Origin of the sequence: Pseudooceanicola nitratireducens, from assembly GCF_900109195.1 — a bacterium.
Lineage (GTDB): Bacteria > Pseudomonadota > Alphaproteobacteria > Rhodobacterales > Rhodobacteraceae > Pseudooceanicola > Pseudooceanicola nitratireducens.
Map to the genome: position 1 here is coordinate 14,121 of NZ_FNZG01000006.1, position 16,329 is coordinate 30,449.

At 64.3% G+C, this 16,329-nt stretch carries 16 protein-coding genes; 3 read left to right on the forward strand and 13 right to left on the reverse strand.

What is annotated here, in order from left to right:
• The first annotated feature begins 10 nt into the window (after nucleotides 1-10).
• From BMX99_RS17235 to BMX99_RS17245, 3 genes are read left to right on the forward strand one after another with little or no spacing between them, the layout of a single operon-like run.
• A complete protein-coding gene (locus BMX99_RS17235) occupies nucleotides 11-1,015 on the forward strand; it encodes a branched-chain amino acid ABC transporter permease (RefSeq protein ID WP_093454844.1) in 1,005 nt (334 codons plus the stop codon).
• Nucleotides 1,016-1,026: 11 nt separating this feature from the next.
• Complete coding sequence (locus BMX99_RS17240) at nucleotides 1,027-2,112, forward strand: branched-chain amino acid ABC transporter permease (protein ID WP_093454845.1); 1,086 nt, start codon at nucleotides 1,027-1,029, stop codon at nucleotides 2,110-2,112.
• Complete coding sequence (locus BMX99_RS17245) at nucleotides 2,109-2,966, forward strand: alpha/beta fold hydrolase (protein ID WP_093454846.1); 858 nt, start codon at nucleotides 2,109-2,111, stop codon at nucleotides 2,964-2,966. Before BMX99_RS17240 ends, BMX99_RS17245 begins: the two co-directional genes overlap by 4 nt.
• 253 nt (nucleotides 2,967-3,219) lie before the next feature.
• On the opposite strand, the gene BMX99_RS17250 is transcribed toward BMX99_RS17245, so the two are convergent.
• The 13 genes from BMX99_RS17250 to BMX99_RS17310 all read right to left on the reverse strand — a co-directional run bounded on the left by BMX99_RS17250 (nucleotide 3,220) and on the right by BMX99_RS17310 (nucleotide 16,327).
• Nucleotides 3,220-4,503: a TRAP transporter large permease gene (locus tag BMX99_RS17250; RefSeq protein ID WP_093454847.1), complete on the reverse strand. Its 1,284-nt coding sequence runs from the start codon at nucleotides 4,501-4,503 to the stop codon at nucleotides 3,220-3,222.
• Entirely contained in the window at nucleotides 4,496-5,020 is a 525-nt protein-coding gene (locus tag BMX99_RS17255) for a TRAP transporter small permease (RefSeq protein ID WP_093454848.1), read from the reverse strand. The genes BMX99_RS17250 and BMX99_RS17255 overlap by 8 nt, the downstream gene beginning before the upstream one ends.
• 63 nt (nucleotides 5,021-5,083) lie before the next feature.
• Complete coding sequence (locus BMX99_RS17260; protein ID WP_093454849.1) at nucleotides 5,084-6,064, reverse strand: TRAP transporter substrate-binding protein; 981 nt, start codon at nucleotides 6,062-6,064, stop codon at nucleotides 5,084-5,086.
• A 97-nt stretch (nucleotides 6,065-6,161) separates the two neighbouring features.
• The gene (locus BMX99_RS17265; RefSeq protein WP_093454850.1) at nucleotides 6,162-7,040 is read right to left on the reverse strand and encodes an NAD(P)-dependent oxidoreductase; all 879 of its coding nucleotides are present in this window, start codon (nucleotides 7,038-7,040) and stop codon (nucleotides 6,162-6,164) included.
• Between the two features lie 48 nt (nucleotides 7,041-7,088).
• Nucleotides 7,089-8,576: an aldehyde dehydrogenase family protein gene (locus tag BMX99_RS17270; protein WP_093454851.1), complete on the reverse strand. Its 1,488-nt coding sequence runs from the start codon at nucleotides 8,574-8,576 to the stop codon at nucleotides 7,089-7,091.
• A gap of 268 nt (nucleotides 8,577-8,844) precedes the next feature.
• Nucleotides 8,845-9,372, reverse strand: a complete 528-nt coding sequence (locus BMX99_RS17275; RefSeq protein WP_093454852.1) for a 2,4'-dihydroxyacetophenone dioxygenase family protein — start codon at nucleotides 9,370-9,372, stop codon at nucleotides 8,845-8,847.
• Nucleotides 9,373-9,398: 26 nt separating this feature from the next.
• Entirely contained in the window at nucleotides 9,399-10,103 is a 705-nt protein-coding gene (locus BMX99_RS17280) for an SDR family NAD(P)-dependent oxidoreductase (RefSeq protein ID WP_093454853.1), read from the reverse strand.
• Nucleotides 10,100-11,020: a sugar kinase gene (locus tag BMX99_RS17285; protein ID WP_093454854.1), complete on the reverse strand. Its 921-nt coding sequence runs from the start codon at nucleotides 11,018-11,020 to the stop codon at nucleotides 10,100-10,102. Before BMX99_RS17285 ends, BMX99_RS17280 begins: the two co-directional genes overlap by 4 nt.
• A gap of 55 nt (nucleotides 11,021-11,075) precedes the next feature.
• Nucleotides 11,076-12,269, reverse strand: a complete 1,194-nt coding sequence (locus BMX99_RS17290) for an L-dopachrome tautomerase-related protein (protein WP_093454855.1) — start codon at nucleotides 12,267-12,269, stop codon at nucleotides 11,076-11,078.
• 68 nt (nucleotides 12,270-12,337) lie between these two features.
• On the reverse strand, nucleotides 12,338-12,988 hold the full coding sequence (locus BMX99_RS17295) for an RraA family protein (protein ID WP_093454856.1): 651 nt from the start codon (nucleotides 12,986-12,988) through the stop codon (nucleotides 12,338-12,340).
• 17 nt (nucleotides 12,989-13,005) lie between these two features.
• Entirely contained in the window at nucleotides 13,006-13,986 is a 981-nt protein-coding gene (locus BMX99_RS17300) for a C-terminal binding protein (protein ID WP_093454857.1), read from the reverse strand.
• Nucleotides 13,987-14,004: 18 nt separating this feature from the next.
• A complete protein-coding gene (locus BMX99_RS17305) occupies nucleotides 14,005-15,021 on the reverse strand; it encodes a DctP family TRAP transporter solute-binding subunit (RefSeq protein ID WP_244525666.1) in 1,017 nt (338 codons plus the stop codon).
• 19 nt (nucleotides 15,022-15,040) lie between these two features.
• On the reverse strand, nucleotides 15,041-16,327 hold the full coding sequence (locus tag BMX99_RS17310) for a TRAP transporter large permease (RefSeq protein WP_093454858.1): 1,287 nt from the start codon (nucleotides 16,325-16,327) through the stop codon (nucleotides 15,041-15,043).
• Nucleotides 16,328-16,329: the final 2 nt, after the last annotated feature.

A 16,329-nucleotide genomic window follows, 5' to 3' on the forward strand; every position in this document is an offset into this window, starting at 1 on the left:
GGGGGATGGAATGCGCAGACTGACAACAACCTTGGAAACCACGCTTGGCCGGTTCGGCGGCGTGAACCTTTTGCCGGTGGCGGTGGCGCTGGTGGCCTTCGTGCTGATCGGCGCGCCCTCGTCCTGGCTGACGCTGACGGTGGCTGGGCTGGCCATGGGCATGATGCTGTTTCTCATGGCATCGGGCCTTAGTCTGGTTTTCGGCCTGATGGACGTGCTGAACTTTGGCCATTCGGCCTTTGTCAGCTTCGGGGCCTTTGTCTCGGCCACGGTGCTGGCGGGCATGGGGGCCTGGCTGACGGCGGACAGCTGGGTGCTGAATTCGCTGGCGCTGGCGGCGTCCTACCTGGCGGCGATCTGCTTTGGCCTGGTGGCCGGCTGGTTCTTTGAAACGGTGATCATCAAGCCGGTCTACCGCGACCACCTGCGCCAGATCCTGATCACCATCGGCGCGATGATCGTGGCGGAACAGGCGATCCTGGCCTTCTGGGGCGGCACGCCCTTTTCCGTCGCGCGGCCGCATTTCCTGGAAGGGTCCTGGATCATCGGCGACGTCTCGATCGAGATCTACCGCGCCTTCGCCTTCACCCTGGGGGCGGCGGTCTTCGTGATGCTGTTCTTCGTGCTGAACCGCACCCGCATCGGGTTGCTGATCCGCGCCGGCGTCGAGGACCGCGAGATGGTCGAGGCGCTTGGCTTCCGGGTCGACCGGCTGTTCATCGGGGTCTTCATGCTTGGCTCGGCCCTGGCTGCTTTGGGCGGCGCCATGTGGGCGGGATACGAGACGCTGATTACCCCGCACATGGGGGCGGAACTGATGATCGTGGTCTTCATCGTGGTGATTATCGGCGGTTTAGGGTCGATCGAGGGCACGCTTCTGGGCGCGATCATGGTCGGGCTGATGTCGAACTACATCGGCTTTCTGGCCCCGAAACTGGCGCTGGCGTCGAACATGATCCTGATGGTGGCAATCCTGCTGTGGCGGCCGAACGGCCTGCGCCCGGCGGTGAAATAAGGGGGTTCGAGATGACCAACCAGACAGGCACCCGCACCACCACAGGCACCTTGATCGTCAAGGGGACCGTCGCCTTGATCGCAGCACTTCTGCTGTTCGCGCCCTTCCTGTTTCAGGACGTGCGGTCGCTGGAAGTCGCGGCAAGGATCTGCATCTTCATCGTGCTGGTGGCCAGTTTCGATCTGCTGATCGGCTATACCGGCATCGTCAGCTTTGCCCATACGATGTTCTTCGGCTTCGGGGCCTATGGGGCCGCGATCCTGCTGAAGCAGATGGGGCCGGGCTGGACTCCGGTCCTTCTTGGGGCTGTGGCGGGCGTTGCGGTGTCCATCGTCTTTGCGGTGGCGATCGGGCTGTTGTCGCTGCGGGTCAAGGCGATCTTCTTTGCCATGATCACCCTGGCGGCCGCGTCGGTCGTGCTGGTGCTGGCCTCGCAGCTGTCGCATCTGACGGGGGGTGAGGACGGGATCACCTACAAGGCCCCGGATCTGTTCAAACCCGCAACCAAGCTGCTGACCGATGCCGACGGCAAGGTGCTGAAGGTCTTTGGCGTGCGCATGAACGGCAAGCTGGCGGCCTATTACTTTGTCTTCGCCTCGTGCCTGGTGCTGTTTCTGGTGATGCTGCGGTTCACCGTGTCGCCCGTGGGCACCGTGCTGAAGGCGATCCGCGAAAACGAGGCGCGGGCCGAGGCCATCGGCTATCGCGTTGTGGCCTATCGCACCTTTGTCTTCTGCCTTTCCGCCGCCATCGCGTCGCTTGCGGGCACGGTCTATGCGGTCTGGCTGAAATACACCGGGCCGGATACGGCGCTGTCCTTTGCCATCATGATCGACATCCTGCTGATGGTGGTGATCGGCGGCATGGGCACCATGTGGGGCGCGGTGATCGGGGCGGTGCTGCTGACGCTGGCGCAATATTACCTGCGCGACCTGATGGGCGCGGCTTCGGCGGCGCTGGAGGGCGTGCCGATCCTGCCCGAGCTGACGGCCCCGGACCGCTGGCTGTTCTGGCTGGGCATCATATTCATCCTGCTGGTCTATTTCTTCCCCAAGGGGATCGCCGGCACGGCGATGGAGAAAGGGGCGCGGTCATGAACGTTTCCGGACCCACGCCCCGCTTTTCCCTGGTTCCGGTGCTGGATCACGAGGTGCACGTGACCGAATGGGGCGACCCTTCGGGCAAGCCCCTGGTGATGTGGCACGGGCTGGCGCGGTCGGGGCGGGATTTCGACGAACTGGCTGCCGCCCTGTCGGACGAGTTCTTCGTCATCTGCCCGGACACCATCGGGCGCGGGCTGTCCAGCTGGTCGCAGAACCCCGAGGCTGAATATTCCGTTGAATACTACGCCGGGATCGCCGCCGATCTGCTGGATCACTACGGGTTCGACCGCGCCGCCTGGCTGGGCACGTCCCTTGGCGGGCTGATCGGGATGCGTCTGGCTTCGGGTCCCCATGCGGATCGGCTGACGGCACTGGTCATCAACGACATCGGCCCTGAGGTGCCGCAAGAGGCGATTGACCGGATCGTCACCTATGTCTCGGACCAGCCGGTGTTTGACAAGGTCAGCCAGGCCGAGGCCTGGTTGCGCGGCGTCTATCGGCCCTTTGGCGTGGCGGGCGATGCCTATTGGCGGCGGATGGCGCGCACCTCGGTCCGGCGGCTGCCGGATGGGCAGGTGACGCTGCATTACGATCCGCGCATCACCATTCAGTTCACCGCCTCGAAAGAAGAGCTGACGACCTGGGACCGCTATGCGCGCATCACCACGCCCTGCCATCTGATCCGGGGCGAGACATCGGACATACTGCCCGAGGACGTGGCAGAGCTGATGCAGAAGCGCGGCCCGAAACCGGGGATGACGGTCTTTCCCTGCGGCCATGCCCCGAACCTGACGATGCCCGAGGACATTGCAAAGGTGCGCGCCATTCTGAAGGACCTGGGGGCCTGAACTAGGGTCTGATTTAGGCTCTGTATAAGGGTCAAAAAACCCAGAGGATCGTGTTCAGCCCTTCCATGACCCGCTGCCCTTCGTCGGCGGACAGTTGGTCGATGTGGTCGGCCCATTCATGGCAAGCTTCGACCCGGGAAGGCCATCGCGGGCGATACAGGCTGCTTCAGTCAGAAGCGCCTGATGATGCTCCTGCAGCCAGGCGGCGCTTCTTTCACTTGCTTCACTATGGTCCGAACGATTGGTCACCGGATCAGAACCCGCTGATATTCGGCAACCAGGTCGACAGGGCGGGGATCAGGGTGATCGCCAGAAGCGCCGCGGCGAGCGCGATGAAGAAGGGCGGCATTTCGCGGATCAGGGTCGAGGGCTTGATGTTCACCGTCGAGGACACGACGAAGATCAGGCTGCCCACGGGCGGCGTCGTCAGGCCCAGGGTCAGGTTCACGATCACCACGATGGCGAAATGGTTCGGGTCGATGCCAAGCGCGTGGCTGATCGGGGCCAGGATCGGCACCAGGATCATCACGCCCGGCAGCGGATCCATGAACAGGCCGAAGACCAGAAGCAGCACGTTCACCGCCAGCAGGAAGGCGATCGGGGCCAGGTCCCAGGCGATGATGGTTTCAGCCAGGAACTGGGGGATGCCCTCGATGATCAGGATCCAGGCAAAGGCGCGCGCGGCACCCAGGATCAGCAGCACTGCTGATGAGGTCAGCGCCGCCCGCAGGATGATCCCCGGCAGATCCCGCACCTTGAGCGACCGGTAGACGAACATGCCGATGATCAGCGCGTAGAAGACCGCGATCACAGATGCCTCGGTCGGGGTGAATATGCCGAAACGGATGCCGCCGACGATCAGCAGGATCAGCGACAGCGCGGGCACGGCATAAAAGGCGACCCGGGCGATTTCCCCAAGCGACGGCATCGGCGCCCCGCTGGCATAGCCCCGCACCCGGCTGACGCGGGCGTTCGCCAGAAGCACCATGACGGTGATCAGCACGCCGGGCAGGACACCGGCCATGAACAGCGACCCGACCGAGACCTCCTGGTCCTGCATCGCGTAGATGATCATGGTGATCGAGGGCGGGATGATCGGCCCGACGACCGAACTGGCGATGGTCAGTGCACCGGCATAGGGCTTGTCGTAGCCGCCCTTTTCCATCATGCGGATCATCATTGTGCCGGGACCGGCGGCATCCGCCAGGGCCGAGCCCGAGATACCCGCGAACATGGCAGAGCTGACCACATTGGCATGCCCCAGCCCGCCGCGCAGATGGCCGACCAGCGATTGCGCCAGCCGCAGGACGGCCAGGGTCACGGCCCCTCCGGTCATGATCTCGGCGGCGAGGACAAAGAAGGGCACGGCCAGCAGCGGAAAGCTGTCGAGGCCGGCGAACATTTCTTTCACCACGACCAGGTTGGGATAGGACGACCCGAAGCTAAGCGCCACGAAGACCGAAATCGCCATGGCAAAAGCCACGGGCAGGCCAAGCGCCAGCAGGATGAACAGCGCGGGAAAGAGGATCTCAGCCATTGGCACCCCCGGGTTGCGCCGTCCCGGTCGCGTCGCCGTCCAGCGACTTGTAGGTGCCGGCGGTGATCAGGGGACGGGCGATCAGCAGAAGGTGCAGGATCAGCAGCGAAAAGCCCACGGGCATCGCGGCATAGACGTAAAGGAAGGGCAGGCGCAGGGCCGGGGTGACCTGGTACTGCATACGCTGCGCGTACTGGATGCCCACGTGGACCATGAAGCCGAAGAAGATCAGCAGACCCAGGACCAGCGCGCCGCGCAGAAGCTTCTGACCCAGATCGGGCAGGGCGTCCTGAAGGTTGGTGATGGCCACGTGACCGCCGATGCGCAGGACAAGGCCGGCGCCGGAGAAGGTCATCCAGATCATCAGGTAGCGGGCGGCTTCATCCGCCCAGGGCAGGGAATGGGACGTCAGGTAGCGCAGGGTGATATTGGCCCCGACGATCAGCGTCATGGCTGCCAGCATCAGCAGAACCGCCCATCCGTTGAGCGTGACAAAAATGCGTTCCAACCGCTTCAACGACTGTCCCAATATCAGGCCCCGTAGTAATTGCCGGTGCCCGAGGGGGCACCGGCGGTCTTATCACTTGAAGTTGACGATGGAGTCCACAAGCTCTTGACCGTAGGTCTTGTAGTAGCCGTCGTAGGCGGACTGGATCGAGCCCTGGAAGGCCGCTTTTTCTTCGCCCGACAGTTCGTTCACTTCCATGCCACGCTCTTTCAGGGTGGCGACGCCGGTGGTTTCGACGTTGTCGACATAGGCGCGCATTTCGGCGGCTGCGGCGGTCGCGGCCTTTTCAAAGGCGGCTTTCTGTGCGTCGTCCAGGCCTTCCCAGAAGGGTTTGGACACCAGCAGCATCGCGGGCGAATAGACGTGACCCGACAGCGTCAGGTATTTCTGCACTTCGTTCAGCTTGACCGACACGATCACCGACAGCGGGTTTTCCTGACCGTCGATCACACCCTGCTGGAGCGAGGAAATCACCTCGGGCCAGGCCATCGGGGTGGGCGCGGCGCCCATGGCATTGAACGCGGCCAGGTGGACCGGGTTTTCCATGGTGCGGATCTTCAGGCCGGCCACGTCCGCAGGCGTATGGATCGCGTTGCGGTTGTTGGTGATGTGGCGGAAGCCCTGTTCGCCCCAGGCCAGACCATGCAGGCCGACGTTGTCGAACTGGGCCAGGATGCCCTGACCGATCTCACCGTCCAGAACCGCGCGGGCGTGGTCGAAGCCGTTGAACAGGAAGGGGATGTCGAAGACACCGGTTTCGGGAACGAAGTTGGCCAGGGTGCCCGAGGACACGATGGTCGCCTCGATGGTGCCCAGCTGCAGGCCCTCGATCACTTCGCGTTCGCCACCCAGACCCGAGGACGGGAAGTGGGTAAAGCTGAACTGGTCGCCGGTCTCGGCCAGCACGACCTCTTCGAATTTCTTGGCAGCGACGCCATAGTGGCTGTCGGCGGCAAGCGCGTAGCCCAGCTTGACCTCGGTTTCGGCGAAAGTCGGTGCGGCAAGGGCGATCAGTGCGCCGGCGGCGGCCAGCGTGCGAATTTGGTACGTCATGGTAATCCTCCCGTAAACGTCTGGTGGTGCTACACAGCCTTAAAAAGAAGGGCCACCCAAAGCGGCCCCTGCTTTTTGCAAGGCTGCGGTTGCGAGATTAGATAGCTGGCTTACGGAAAAGCCGGACAAGTTCGGGGACATAGGCCTGGCCTTCGCCGCCCTCGACCACCTGGGCAATCGCGGCGCTGACGCCGTCGGCGATGGTTGCCTGGGCCCCGGCCGCCTGCGACATGGCGCGGTAATAGTCGATGTCCTTCTGGGCGTTGGCGACGAAGAAGGGCAGGCCGTCGCGGTTGCCTTCGGTGATATAGGGGGCCAGCCGGTTCAGCGCGGCCGAGGCCCCGCCGCCATTGGCCAGAACATCGGTGAAGACCTCGGGGTTGATGCCCGCGTCGGCCGCCTGGGCCGCGGCCTCGGCCAGAAGGGTCATGAACCCGACCGAGACGAAGTTGTGCAGCAGTTTCAGCCGGTGGCCGTCGCCCAGCACGCCCACATGGTCGACGTCCTCGGTGAAGGACGCCAGCACCGGCCCCACCTTTTCCAGCACCTCGGCGTCGCCGCCGACCAGCAGGTTCAGCTTGCCCTCGTGCGCGTGGTTGGCGGTGCGGGTCATCGGCGCGTCCAGGTAATGCGCCCCGGCGGCTTCGACGGCGGCACCCATGGCAACGGTCGACTCGGGCAGCGCGGTGGAGCAATCAACGACCACGGCACCCGGCTTCAGCGCGCAGATCAGGCCGTTTTCACCGGTCACGATGGCCTCGACCTGGGGCGATCCGGTGACGCAAAGGATCACCACATCCGCAACCCGCGCCACATCGGCGGGGGTCTTCACGGGGGTGGCGCCCAGGCCCAGGATCTCGTCCGCGGGCTGGTTGCCGGGATGGTCCAGGAAGGTCAGGGCGAAACCGCCCCGGCGCAGGACGTTGCGGGCAATGCCATGGCCCATCAGGCCGACGCCGATCAATCCGACATGCATGGTGTTCTCCTCAGGTTTGGACTGGATGCTGGGATAATCTGGCGCGGATCAATCCGCGTTGATCCAGATCGCCTTGGTTTCCAGGTATTCCTCGACGTGCTCGGCCCCGCCTTCGCGGCCATAGCCCGACATCTTCATGCCGCCGAAGGGCACGGCGGGGTCGATGGCGTGGTACATGTTGACCCAGACCGACCCGGCCTTGATCCGATGCGCCAGTCTATGCGCGGTGCCCAGATGGGTGGTGAAGATCCCGGCCGCCAGACCATAGGGCGTGGCATTGGCGCGGGTCACGACCTCGTCCAGGTCATCAAAGGGCATGGCCGAGATCACCGGGCCGAAGATCTCTTCGCGGGCGATGGACATGTCGTCGTTCACGCCGCCGAAAACGGTCGGATGGAAGAAGTGCCCGCCGGTCAGGTCTTCACCCTCGGCGCGGGTGCCGCCGGTCAGGACCTCGGCCCCTTCGTTCGGGCCCGCAGCCAGATAGCCGGCGATGCGGTCCGCCTGACGGGCCGAGATGATCGGGCCGATGTCGGTGTCCGCGTCGATGCCGTGGCCGATGCGCAGGTTGGCGGCAAATTCGGCGACGCGGCGGGTGAATTCATCGTGGATCTCGCGCGCGACGAACAGGCGCGACCCGGCGATGCAGATTTGGCCCGAGTTCGCAAAGACCGACATGGCCGCTACCGGCACGGCCTTTTCGATGTCGGCGTCACGGCAGACGATGACCGGGGATTTCCCGCCCAGCTCCAGCGACACCCGTTTCAGGTTCACGGTGCCAGCACGGGCGATGGCCTGGCCGGTCGCGGTCGAGCCGGTGAAGACGATCTTGTCGACGCCGGGATGTTCCGCCAGCGCGGCGCCGGCCTCGGCGCCATGGCCGGTGACGATGTTCAGCACGCCTTCGGGAAGCCCGGCCTCTTCCATCAGCTTGGCGATCAGCAGAACGGTCAGCGACGCCTCTTCCGAGGGTTTCAGAACAACGGTACAGCCGGTCGCCAGCGCGGGCCCGATCTTCCAGATCGACCCGGCAATGGGGGCGTTCCAGGGAATGATCGCGCCGACCACGCCGACAGGTTCGCGCACAGTCTGGGAATAGATCTCACCGGGGAAGGAATTCGGGATCGTCGCGCCATGCACGGCCACCGCCTGACCGGCGTAATAGCGCAGCATGCCCAGCACCCGGCGCGAATTGCCAAGCGTCCGCTGGATCGGCATCCCCATGTCGAGCGTATCCGACAGGCAGAGCGTTTCCCACTCGGCCTCGAACTTCTCGGCAATCTTCAGCAGCAGGTTCTGACGCTCGAACGGGGTCCATTTCGACCAGGGTCCGTCAAAGGCCTTGCGGGCGGCGGCGACGGCCTTGTCGATGTCGGCCTTCGACCCGCGCGGCACGGTGGCCAGCAGGGTGCCGTCGGCGGGGTTGCGGGCCTCGATCACCTCTTCGGACTGGGCCGCGACCCACTGGCCGCCGATGACCATGGGGCGGAAGCTGCCGTCATAAAGGGTGGCGGCCTTGGTTTTCCAGTCGGTCATGGTCTCGTGCTCCTGTCAGTCGGTCGGCTGCCCCTGGGGAAGGGCGGGCCCTGTCGCGGTCTGGTTACACCCGGCGTTTCCCGGGGCGCCAGCCGAAAGCACCCGTTCGTATGTGTCAGACCGGGTTGCGGGGGTGCAAACCCGCCTGTGCCGTTTCCGGGGGGCGAACGGACAAACCCCCGCATGGATGCATGCGGGGGATCAGGGTCACCCTATGCGGGCAAGGCGGCCGTCAGTTCAGGGGCTGCCGTTCGGCAGCGCTGGCGCGTCAGCGGATGAACTGGTCGACGAAATCTGCGCCCAACCCGACCTTTTCGTAATGTGCGCGGCACATGTCGATCTTGGTGAACACGTCCTCGAACCCCTGGGTCTTGCCCCAGGGATCGACGTAAAGCATCACGCCGTTGACCTGGAACATGGTGATCATCTCGTCGACGTCTTCGGGCACGACCAGGGTGTGCGTTTCGCCCGGGGCTTCGAAGACATAGCCGCCTTCTTCGGCCATCCAGTCGTGTTCCAGGTAATGCCAGCGGCCCTTGATGACATAGCCATGCACCGCCTGCGGATGCCGGTGTCGCGACAGAACCCCCGACTTGCGGACCCGCAGAAGGTTCATCCAGTACCCCTGGCTTCGGTTCAGGCACAGAGGCCGGAAGGCGACGTTTTCTGCCTGGGGCACCCAGATCCGTTCGTCCTCTGGGATGGCTTTGGGGATGACGATTTCTTCCTGCGCATCCTTGGGAAAGGGCAGCTGATAGGGGGTGCGGGCGTCGGCCTCTTGGGTCTCAACTGGCATTGGGTCTTCCTTTTTCACAACGGGTTTCACATCGCGGCATAGCCACCATCCACCGGGTAGACGCTGCCGGTCACAAAGGAGGCGCGGTCCGACAGCAGCCAGGCGGCAAGTTCGCCCACCTCGGTCGGCTCGCCCCATCTGGCCAGCGGGGTGCGGGTGACGATCGGATCATTGCGCAGGGGGTCGTTGCGCAGGGCCTGTGTCATCTCGGTGGCGATCCAGCCGGGCGCGACAGCATTGACGCGTATGCCATCAGCGGCCCATTTGCCCGACAGCGCCTTGGTCAACTGCGCCACCCCACCTTTCGAGGCCGAGTAGCCCGGCACCAGCGGCCCGCCGAAGAAGCTGAGCATCGAGGCAGTGTTGACGATCGCACCGCCACCGGCCGCCAGCAGGTCATGGGCGGCCAGACAGCTGCGCATGGTGCCGGTCAGGTTGATGTCGATGACTTTCTCGAAAACCTCGATGTCATATTCCTTGCCGCGCATCAGGATGCCGGCGCAGTTGACCAGCCCCTGCAGGCTGTCGATGCCACCGAAGAAGTCGCGGACCTGCCCCATGTCGGTGACATCCAGAACGGCGGTGGTGACCTGTGGGTGGGCGCTGTGGAAGGTGGCGACTTCGTCTTTGCTGACGCCGGTGGCGGTGACCTTCCAGCCGTCGCGCAGCAGGCTGGCGGCGATGCCGGCCCCGATGCCGCGTGTGCCGCCGATGATGACTGCGTGTTTCATGGGTGTTCCTTGCTGAGAAAGTCTTCGACCGCTGCGCGATGCGGCATCGGGGCAACGGCCCCGTATCCTTGGGTCGACAGGGCGGCGGCGGCATTGGCGTAGCGGGCTGCGACAAAGGGATCGTCCCCCGCCACCAGCCGCGCCAGAAAGGCCCCGTCAAAGGTGTCGCCCGCTGCCGTGGCATCCACGGCAGTGACCTGCCGGCCCCCGATGCGGCGGCGGTCGTCGGGTGTGGCGACCAGCGTGCCCTCGGCCCCGAGGGTCAGCGCAACGATGCCCGCCCCGAGCTTCAGGTAGACGTCCGCAATGGCGTCGGGATCCGTCAGGCCGGTCAGCTGCTGGGCATCCTCCAACCCGGGGAGTGCGATGTCGCATTGTGCCATTGCCGCATGGATCACCGCCCGCGCCCGCGCCAGCGGCCAAAGCTTCAGCCGAAGGTTGGTGTCATAAGATACCCGCCCGCCGGCGGCGCGGACCAGGTCGATCGCTTCAAAGACCGCGTCGGCGGCGCTTTCGGAAATCGCCTGGCTGATACCCGAGACATGCAGGATGCGGGTCTGTTCCAGGGCGTCACGGGGCAGGTCCTGCGGCCCCATACGGCTGCTGGCGGACCCGGCGCGGAAATAGCTGAACTGATGCCCCCCGTCGCCATGGGTGACGAAATAGACCCCGGTGTGCGCGTCCGGAACCTGCCGCACGCAGGAGGTGTCGATACCCTCGTCCCGCCAAAGCGTCATGAAGCTGTCGCCAAAGGCATCGGCCCCCAGATGGGTGACATATCCGACCCGTGCACCCTGACGCGCGGCGGCGATGGCGCAGTTTGACGTATCGCCTCCGTGGCCAGGAAGATAGCGGCCGTCGGGCTGCTGGTTGAACTCCAGCATCGGTTCGCCAAGGCAGAGTATGTCGTGCGTCATCGTGGTCCTCTTGCAGTGGGCGCGCGGCCGAGCCGGGGCAGGGCCGCGCGCAGGGTCATTCGCTTGTGTAGGATTTGCCCACACCGGGGATCTTCCACAGGCGGAAGTTCGGGATGGCGGGGGTTTCGAAGTTCATGTCGCCATCGACCCAGAGGTGCAGGTGGTTCGACACGACATAAAGCCCGCCATCCGGCCCCCAGGCCAGCGTGTCGGGCCAGTTCATCTCGGGGTGGTGGGCAAAGCGCGTCAGCTGTCCGGTCTTTCCGTCCAGCTTCATGATGCCGTCCAGCGACAGGGCGGTCATATAGATGTTGCCCTGATCGTCCGCGGTCATCCCGTCAGTATTCGAGGGCAGGGTCATCACCGTCCGCACGGCAGTTTCCAGCACCGTTTCGCTGACCGTGGGATCGCGCAGCAGATCGGTATCAAGGCTGTATAGGTGATTGCCCGTCAGGTTTGTCCAATAAAGCGTGTCCTTGTCGGCGCTTAGCGCGATGCCGTCCGCCCCGGTGCGCATGCCGCCGTTCTTCAGGACCTGGCGGTCGTCGATGTTGAAGAAAAAAGTCGGTTCATCATTGGTGAACCTGGTCTGGTCCAAAATGCGGCGGGCGCTGTTGTCGGTGCTGTCATAGACGATCAGACCGCCTTCCAAAGGATCGCAGAAGATGCCGCTGTCGGTGATGTAGGCAAAGCCGCTGTCGTTATCGACCACGATGTCGTTGAGGAACGAACAGGTCTCGCTGGCCTCATCGGCGCTGAAGTCATAGCGCTGGATCTCGCTGTTCGAGGCGATGTCCCACAGCACAAGCTTGGCGTCGCCCGGCGCGTTCGGCGCGCCTGCGACATGGCCCTGATCCAGGATCCACATCACGTCGTTGCGGTCGATTTCGAACCCCAGAACGGCCTTGAGACCGGCCGGATTGTCGATCGCGTTCATCTCTTGCGAGGGGTAGGGTTCCAGCGCCCAGGTGTCGCCCGTCTTGACCAGTTTCGACAGGGTCGCGGGGATCTCGGGGCCGCCCCATCTGGCGGTCGAGACGTAGATATTGCCCGCGCTGTCCAGTTTGGCCCCTTGCATCAGCGCCTTGCCGTGGATCTCGCTGCCCTCCCAAGCAGCTTGAACGGCCTTGTCGCTGATGGCATAGGGCAGGGAATTCCATTCCGCCACGATCTCGGGCGCCGGTTGCGCCAGAGACGCCGAGGCCAGAGTGGCGGTAAGGGTAATCGTGGTGAGACTTCGTTTCAGCATGTGTTCCTCCCTTGCTGCACTTTGGCGGTCCGCAGGCTGTTGCCGCAGCCTGCGGACCACCTGATCCGTCAGATCCGCCCGTACTTGGCCAGACCTTCCTTCAAAGACCCGCTCTCGATGATCAGCTTGGCTTGTTCTGCCTCGCGCTCGTCGATCTCCTGCGCCATCTTCAGCACCTCTTCGGCATGGGCGCGGGGCACGCAGACGACGCCGTCGATGTCGCCCACCATGATGTCGCCGGGGTGCACGATGACCCCGCCCATATCGACCTCGACATTCGCGGCCAGCGTCTTGGCGTGGCCAACGGTGGTGCCGGGGCAGACGGTGCGGGAATAGACCGGAAAGTCATAGTCGCGGCGGATTTCCACGATGTCGCGGACACCTGCGTCCAGAACCGCCGCCTCGTGCTTGTTGGCCACGGCACCGGCGGTCATCAGACCACCCCAGACGGCGACATCGACGCTTTGGTTGGTGGAAATCACGATGACCGATCCGGGGTCGGAGGCGTCGATCATGTCCAGCGCGTGCTGCGGCGGCAGTTCCTCGTCCGTGGGGCCTTCCAGCACGGTGACTGCGGGGCCGACGATCTTGTGTTCATTGATCCGGGGCCGGATTTGATGGTTGAGAAAGCCGGGCCTGCCGGCCACCTTGTCCACGGCATCAGCAACCGAGGCAATGGCGGTGCCGCGGAATCCGGCGATCAGGTCTGCAAGTGTCATGTGATGTTCCTTCGGTTTCAGGGGTCTAGGGGCCAGCGGTTGACCCAGTTGACGGGTTGCTGGCCAGACAGGACGCGGGCGATTTCCTGGGCGGCCTTGCGCTGAAGCAGCGCAACGGACCGTTCGGAATACCAGGCGTTGTGATCCGACAAGAGCGTGTTGGGCGCGCCCAGCAGCGGGTTGTCGGGGCGGATCGGTTCGACCTCGAACACATCGATACCCGCCCCGAACAGGCGGCCGTCTTGCAGAGCGGTGGCCAGGGCGGTTTCATCCACCAGCCCCCCGCGCGAGACGTTGATGACAATGCTCGTCGGTTTCACGCGGGCCAGACGGTCGGCGTTCAGAATATGGTGGGTGTCGGGCGTCAGCGGCGCATGCAGGCTGATGACATCCGCCGTGGCGCAAAGGCTGTCCATATCGGTCAGCTCGACACCCGCCGCCCGCGCGGCGTCAGGCGACATGAAGGGGTCGTGCACCAGCACGCGCTGAAAACCGAAAGCGCGGAATTTGGTCAGGGTCACCAGCCCGATCCGACCACAGCCGATCAGCCCCAGAACCGCATCCTCTCGGGAGGGGATCGGGGAGGCCTGCCCGAGGCCCCAATGCCCTGCGCGGACCTCGGCATCGCGGCTGGCGACACGGCGCTGCACGGCCAGATACAGGGCCAGCGCATGGTCGCTGACCTCGTTTTCCGCGCCGTAGTCGGGGACATTGGCCACATAGATTTGGCGGGCGCGGGCGGCCTCCAGGTCGATATTGTCGGTACCGACACCATAGCGGACAACCACCTTGAGATCTGGACAGGCCGTCAGTTCGGCCTGTCCGATGGTCCTTTCACGGACAAGGATCGCCCGTGGGTTCAGATCGCCCAGGGCCAGGACCGCATCGACGTCTTCCCCGACCGTCACGATCCGGGCCCCGGCGGCACCCAGCACGGCGGTCTCCGTGTCATAGGCGGCATAGCCGGGTTCGAGAATGGCGATGGTCGGCGTGGTCATCATACGGTCCCGCATGGATCAGAACTGGTCGCGATAGGCCTGGACAGCGGCGTCCAGCTTGTTCGGCCAGTCCTCGCCGATCTCACCCACAACGAATTCCTTCACTGCAGGCTGTGCCTTTTCGCGGAACATCGCCTTTTGCTCGGGGCTGACGGGCACGACGGTCATGCCCTTGCCTTCAAGGATCGTGGTGGCATTGGCGTCCTGCGCAGCGGTCATGCCACGATGGATCGTCTTGGCGATGTCGGAACACTGGGTGACGGCGACCTGCTCGGCCTCGGTCAGGCCCTGGTAGAAGTCGTCCGACATCAGATAGGCGTGCCAGCTGAACACGTGTCCATCCAAAGACACGAACTTCTGGTTCTGATAGAGCGAGGCGTTAACGATATTGGTCACGCCGTTTTCCTGACCGTCGACGACACCCTGTTGAAGCGCGCCGGGCAGTTCGGGCCACGGCACCGGGGTGGCCGAGGCACCAAGGCTTTCCACCAGCGTCACCCAGACCGGCGCGGTCATGACGCGCATCTTCAGACCTTCCATGTCCTTCGGTTCGGCAATGGGACGGATGTTGTTGGTGAAGTTGCGCACGCCGTTGTCGGCCGCGCCGAACATTCGGATGCCCGTCTTGTCCAGCATGTCCGCTGCCAGTTCGTCCCCAAAGGTGCCATCCATCACCGACCAGGCCATCGCCTGATCGTCAAAGAGATAGGGCAGGGCAAGAACCGAGAAGGGTTTGTACATGGCCGAGATCGGACCGTCATGCACGACGGCCATCTGGATGGTGCCCAACTGAAGACCCTCCATCACCTCGTTGTCGCCGGCCAGCTGGCCCGCAGGGAAGATCTGCACGTCGATCGATCCGGCGGTCTTGCCCTCGACACAGCTTTCGAACGCCAGCGCGGCGGCGTGTTTCGGGGAACTGAGGTCGGCCGACTGGAAATGCGCGTATTTCAGATCCTTGGCGACGGCGGCCTGCCCGGCCACGGTCAGGGCGATTGTCGCAGTCGCCGTCATGAGTTTTGACATGGTTTTCATTGGTTTCCTCCCTTTCATGTCAGTTTGAGAACCCGAAGAACGTCGGGACAAAGGTGCTGATGCCGGGCACGAGAATGACCAGAAGCAGCACGATGAGCTCGGCCGCGAGAAGCGGCAGAACGGCACGGGACAGCGCGTCCAGCCGCAGCTGACCGACGCTGGCGATCACGAAAAGCACAGGGCCGACCGGGGGCGTGACCATGCCGATGGTCAGGTTCAGAACCAGCATCATGCCGAACTGAAGCGGATCGATCCCCGCGCCATAGGCAATCGGACCCAGCACCGGTGTCAGGATGATCAGCGCGGGTAGCGTGTCGATGAAGAAGCCGCACACAAGGGCGAAGGCGGCGAGGATGAACAGCACGCCCAGGCGGCTGTCGGTGACGGATGCCACGATCTTGGCCAGCTCTTGCGGGATCTGGAGATAGGTCAGCAGCCAGGCAAAGATCGAGGCCATGGCGATGATCAGAAAAACCGAAGAAGTGATGATCCCGGCACGGGCGAAGGCCACATAGAGACTGCGCAGGGAATAGGCCCGCAGGATCAGCCCCAGCAGCAACGCATAGGCCGAGGCGACGGCCCCGGCCTCGGTCGGGGTGAAGACGCCAAAGATGATGCCGCCCAGGATGATTGCAGGCATGACCAGCGCGGGCAGGGCGGTCATCGCGCTTTGCAGCAGCTCTTCCCGGCCCGCACGGGTGTCGCGGCCGCGGTACCCATGCCGGGTCGAGACGATATGATTGGCCAGCGCCAGTGCCAGCCCCAACAGCAGACCGGGGACAATCCCTGCAAGAAACAGCCCTGCCACCGTAACGCCATTGGTCGAGATCGCGAAGATCACCGCAAGGATCGAAGGCGGGATGATCGGCCCGATGGTGGCAGTGGCCGCGGACAGCGCCCCGGCATAATGGCGGTCATACCCGGCCTCGCGCATCATGCGCATCACGATGGCCGAGGGCCCCGCCGCATCCGCCAGAGCCGAGCCCGAGATCCCCGCAAACAGCATCGAGACCAGCACGTTCACGTGGCCCAGGCCACCGCGCAGATGTCCGACCAGCGCATTGGCAAAGTTCAGCAGGGCCCGCGTCAGGCCGCAGGCCGTCATCAGTTCGGACGCGAGAATGAAGAAGGGCACCGCCATCAGCGGAAAGCTGTCGATGCCGGCAAACATCCGCTGTGTCGCGATCAGCGGGTTCAGGCTGCCTTCGATGAAGATCGCTGCCATGCCGGCCACGCCCATGGTGAAGGCCACGGGCACGCCCAAGATCAGGGTCGCGAAGAACAGGATGATTAGGGTCTTCGCCATGG

Bases quoted from the DNA above. Each gene is read 5' to 3' on its own strand.
- BMX99_RS17295 (WP_093454856.1), bottom strand. From the start codon at position 12,988: ATGACACTTGCAGACCTGATCGCCGGATTCCGCGGCACCGCCATTGCC.
- BMX99_RS17310 (WP_093454858.1), bottom strand. From the start codon at position 16,327: ATGGCGAAGACCCTAATCATCCTGTTCTTCGCGACCCTGATCTTGGGC.
- BMX99_RS17245 (WP_093454846.1), top strand. From the start codon at position 2,109: ATGAACGTTTCCGGACCCACGCCCCGCTTTTCCCTGGTTCCGGTGCTG.
- BMX99_RS17250 (WP_093454847.1), bottom strand. From the start codon at position 4,503: ATGGCTGAGATCCTCTTTCCCGCGCTGTTCATCCTGCTGGCGCTTGGC.
- BMX99_RS17280 (WP_093454853.1), bottom strand. From the start codon at position 10,103: ATGAAACACGCAGTCATCATCGGCGGCACACGCGGCATCGGGGCCGGC.
- BMX99_RS17305 (WP_244525666.1), bottom strand. From the start codon at position 15,021: ATGAAAACCATGTCAAAACTCATGACGGCGACTGCGACAATCGCCCTG.
- BMX99_RS17260 (WP_093454849.1), bottom strand. From the start codon at position 6,064: ATGACGTACCAAATTCGCACGCTGGCCGCCGCCGGCGCACTGATCGCC.
- BMX99_RS17275 (WP_093454852.1), bottom strand. From the start codon at position 9,372: ATGCCAGTTGAGACCCAAGAGGCCGACGCCCGCACCCCCTATCAGCTG.
- BMX99_RS17235 (WP_093454844.1), top strand. From the start codon at position 11: ATGCGCAGACTGACAACAACCTTGGAAACCACGCTTGGCCGGTTCGGC.
- BMX99_RS17300 (WP_093454857.1), bottom strand. From the start codon at position 13,986: ATGACCACGCCGACCATCGCCATTCTCGAACCCGGCTATGCCGCCTAT.
- BMX99_RS17270 (WP_093454851.1), bottom strand. From the start codon at position 8,576: ATGACCGACTGGAAAACCAAGGCCGCCACCCTTTATGACGGCAGCTTC.
- BMX99_RS17290 (WP_093454855.1), bottom strand. From the start codon at position 12,269: ATGCTGAAACGAAGTCTCACCACGATTACCCTTACCGCCACTCTGGCC.
- BMX99_RS17285 (WP_093454854.1), bottom strand. From the start codon at position 11,020: ATGACGCACGACATACTCTGCCTTGGCGAACCGATGCTGGAGTTCAAC.
- BMX99_RS17240 (WP_093454845.1), top strand. From the start codon at position 1,027: ATGACCAACCAGACAGGCACCCGCACCACCACAGGCACCTTGATCGTC.
- BMX99_RS17265 (WP_093454850.1), bottom strand. From the start codon at position 7,040: ATGCATGTCGGATTGATCGGCGTCGGCCTGATGGGCCATGGCATTGCC.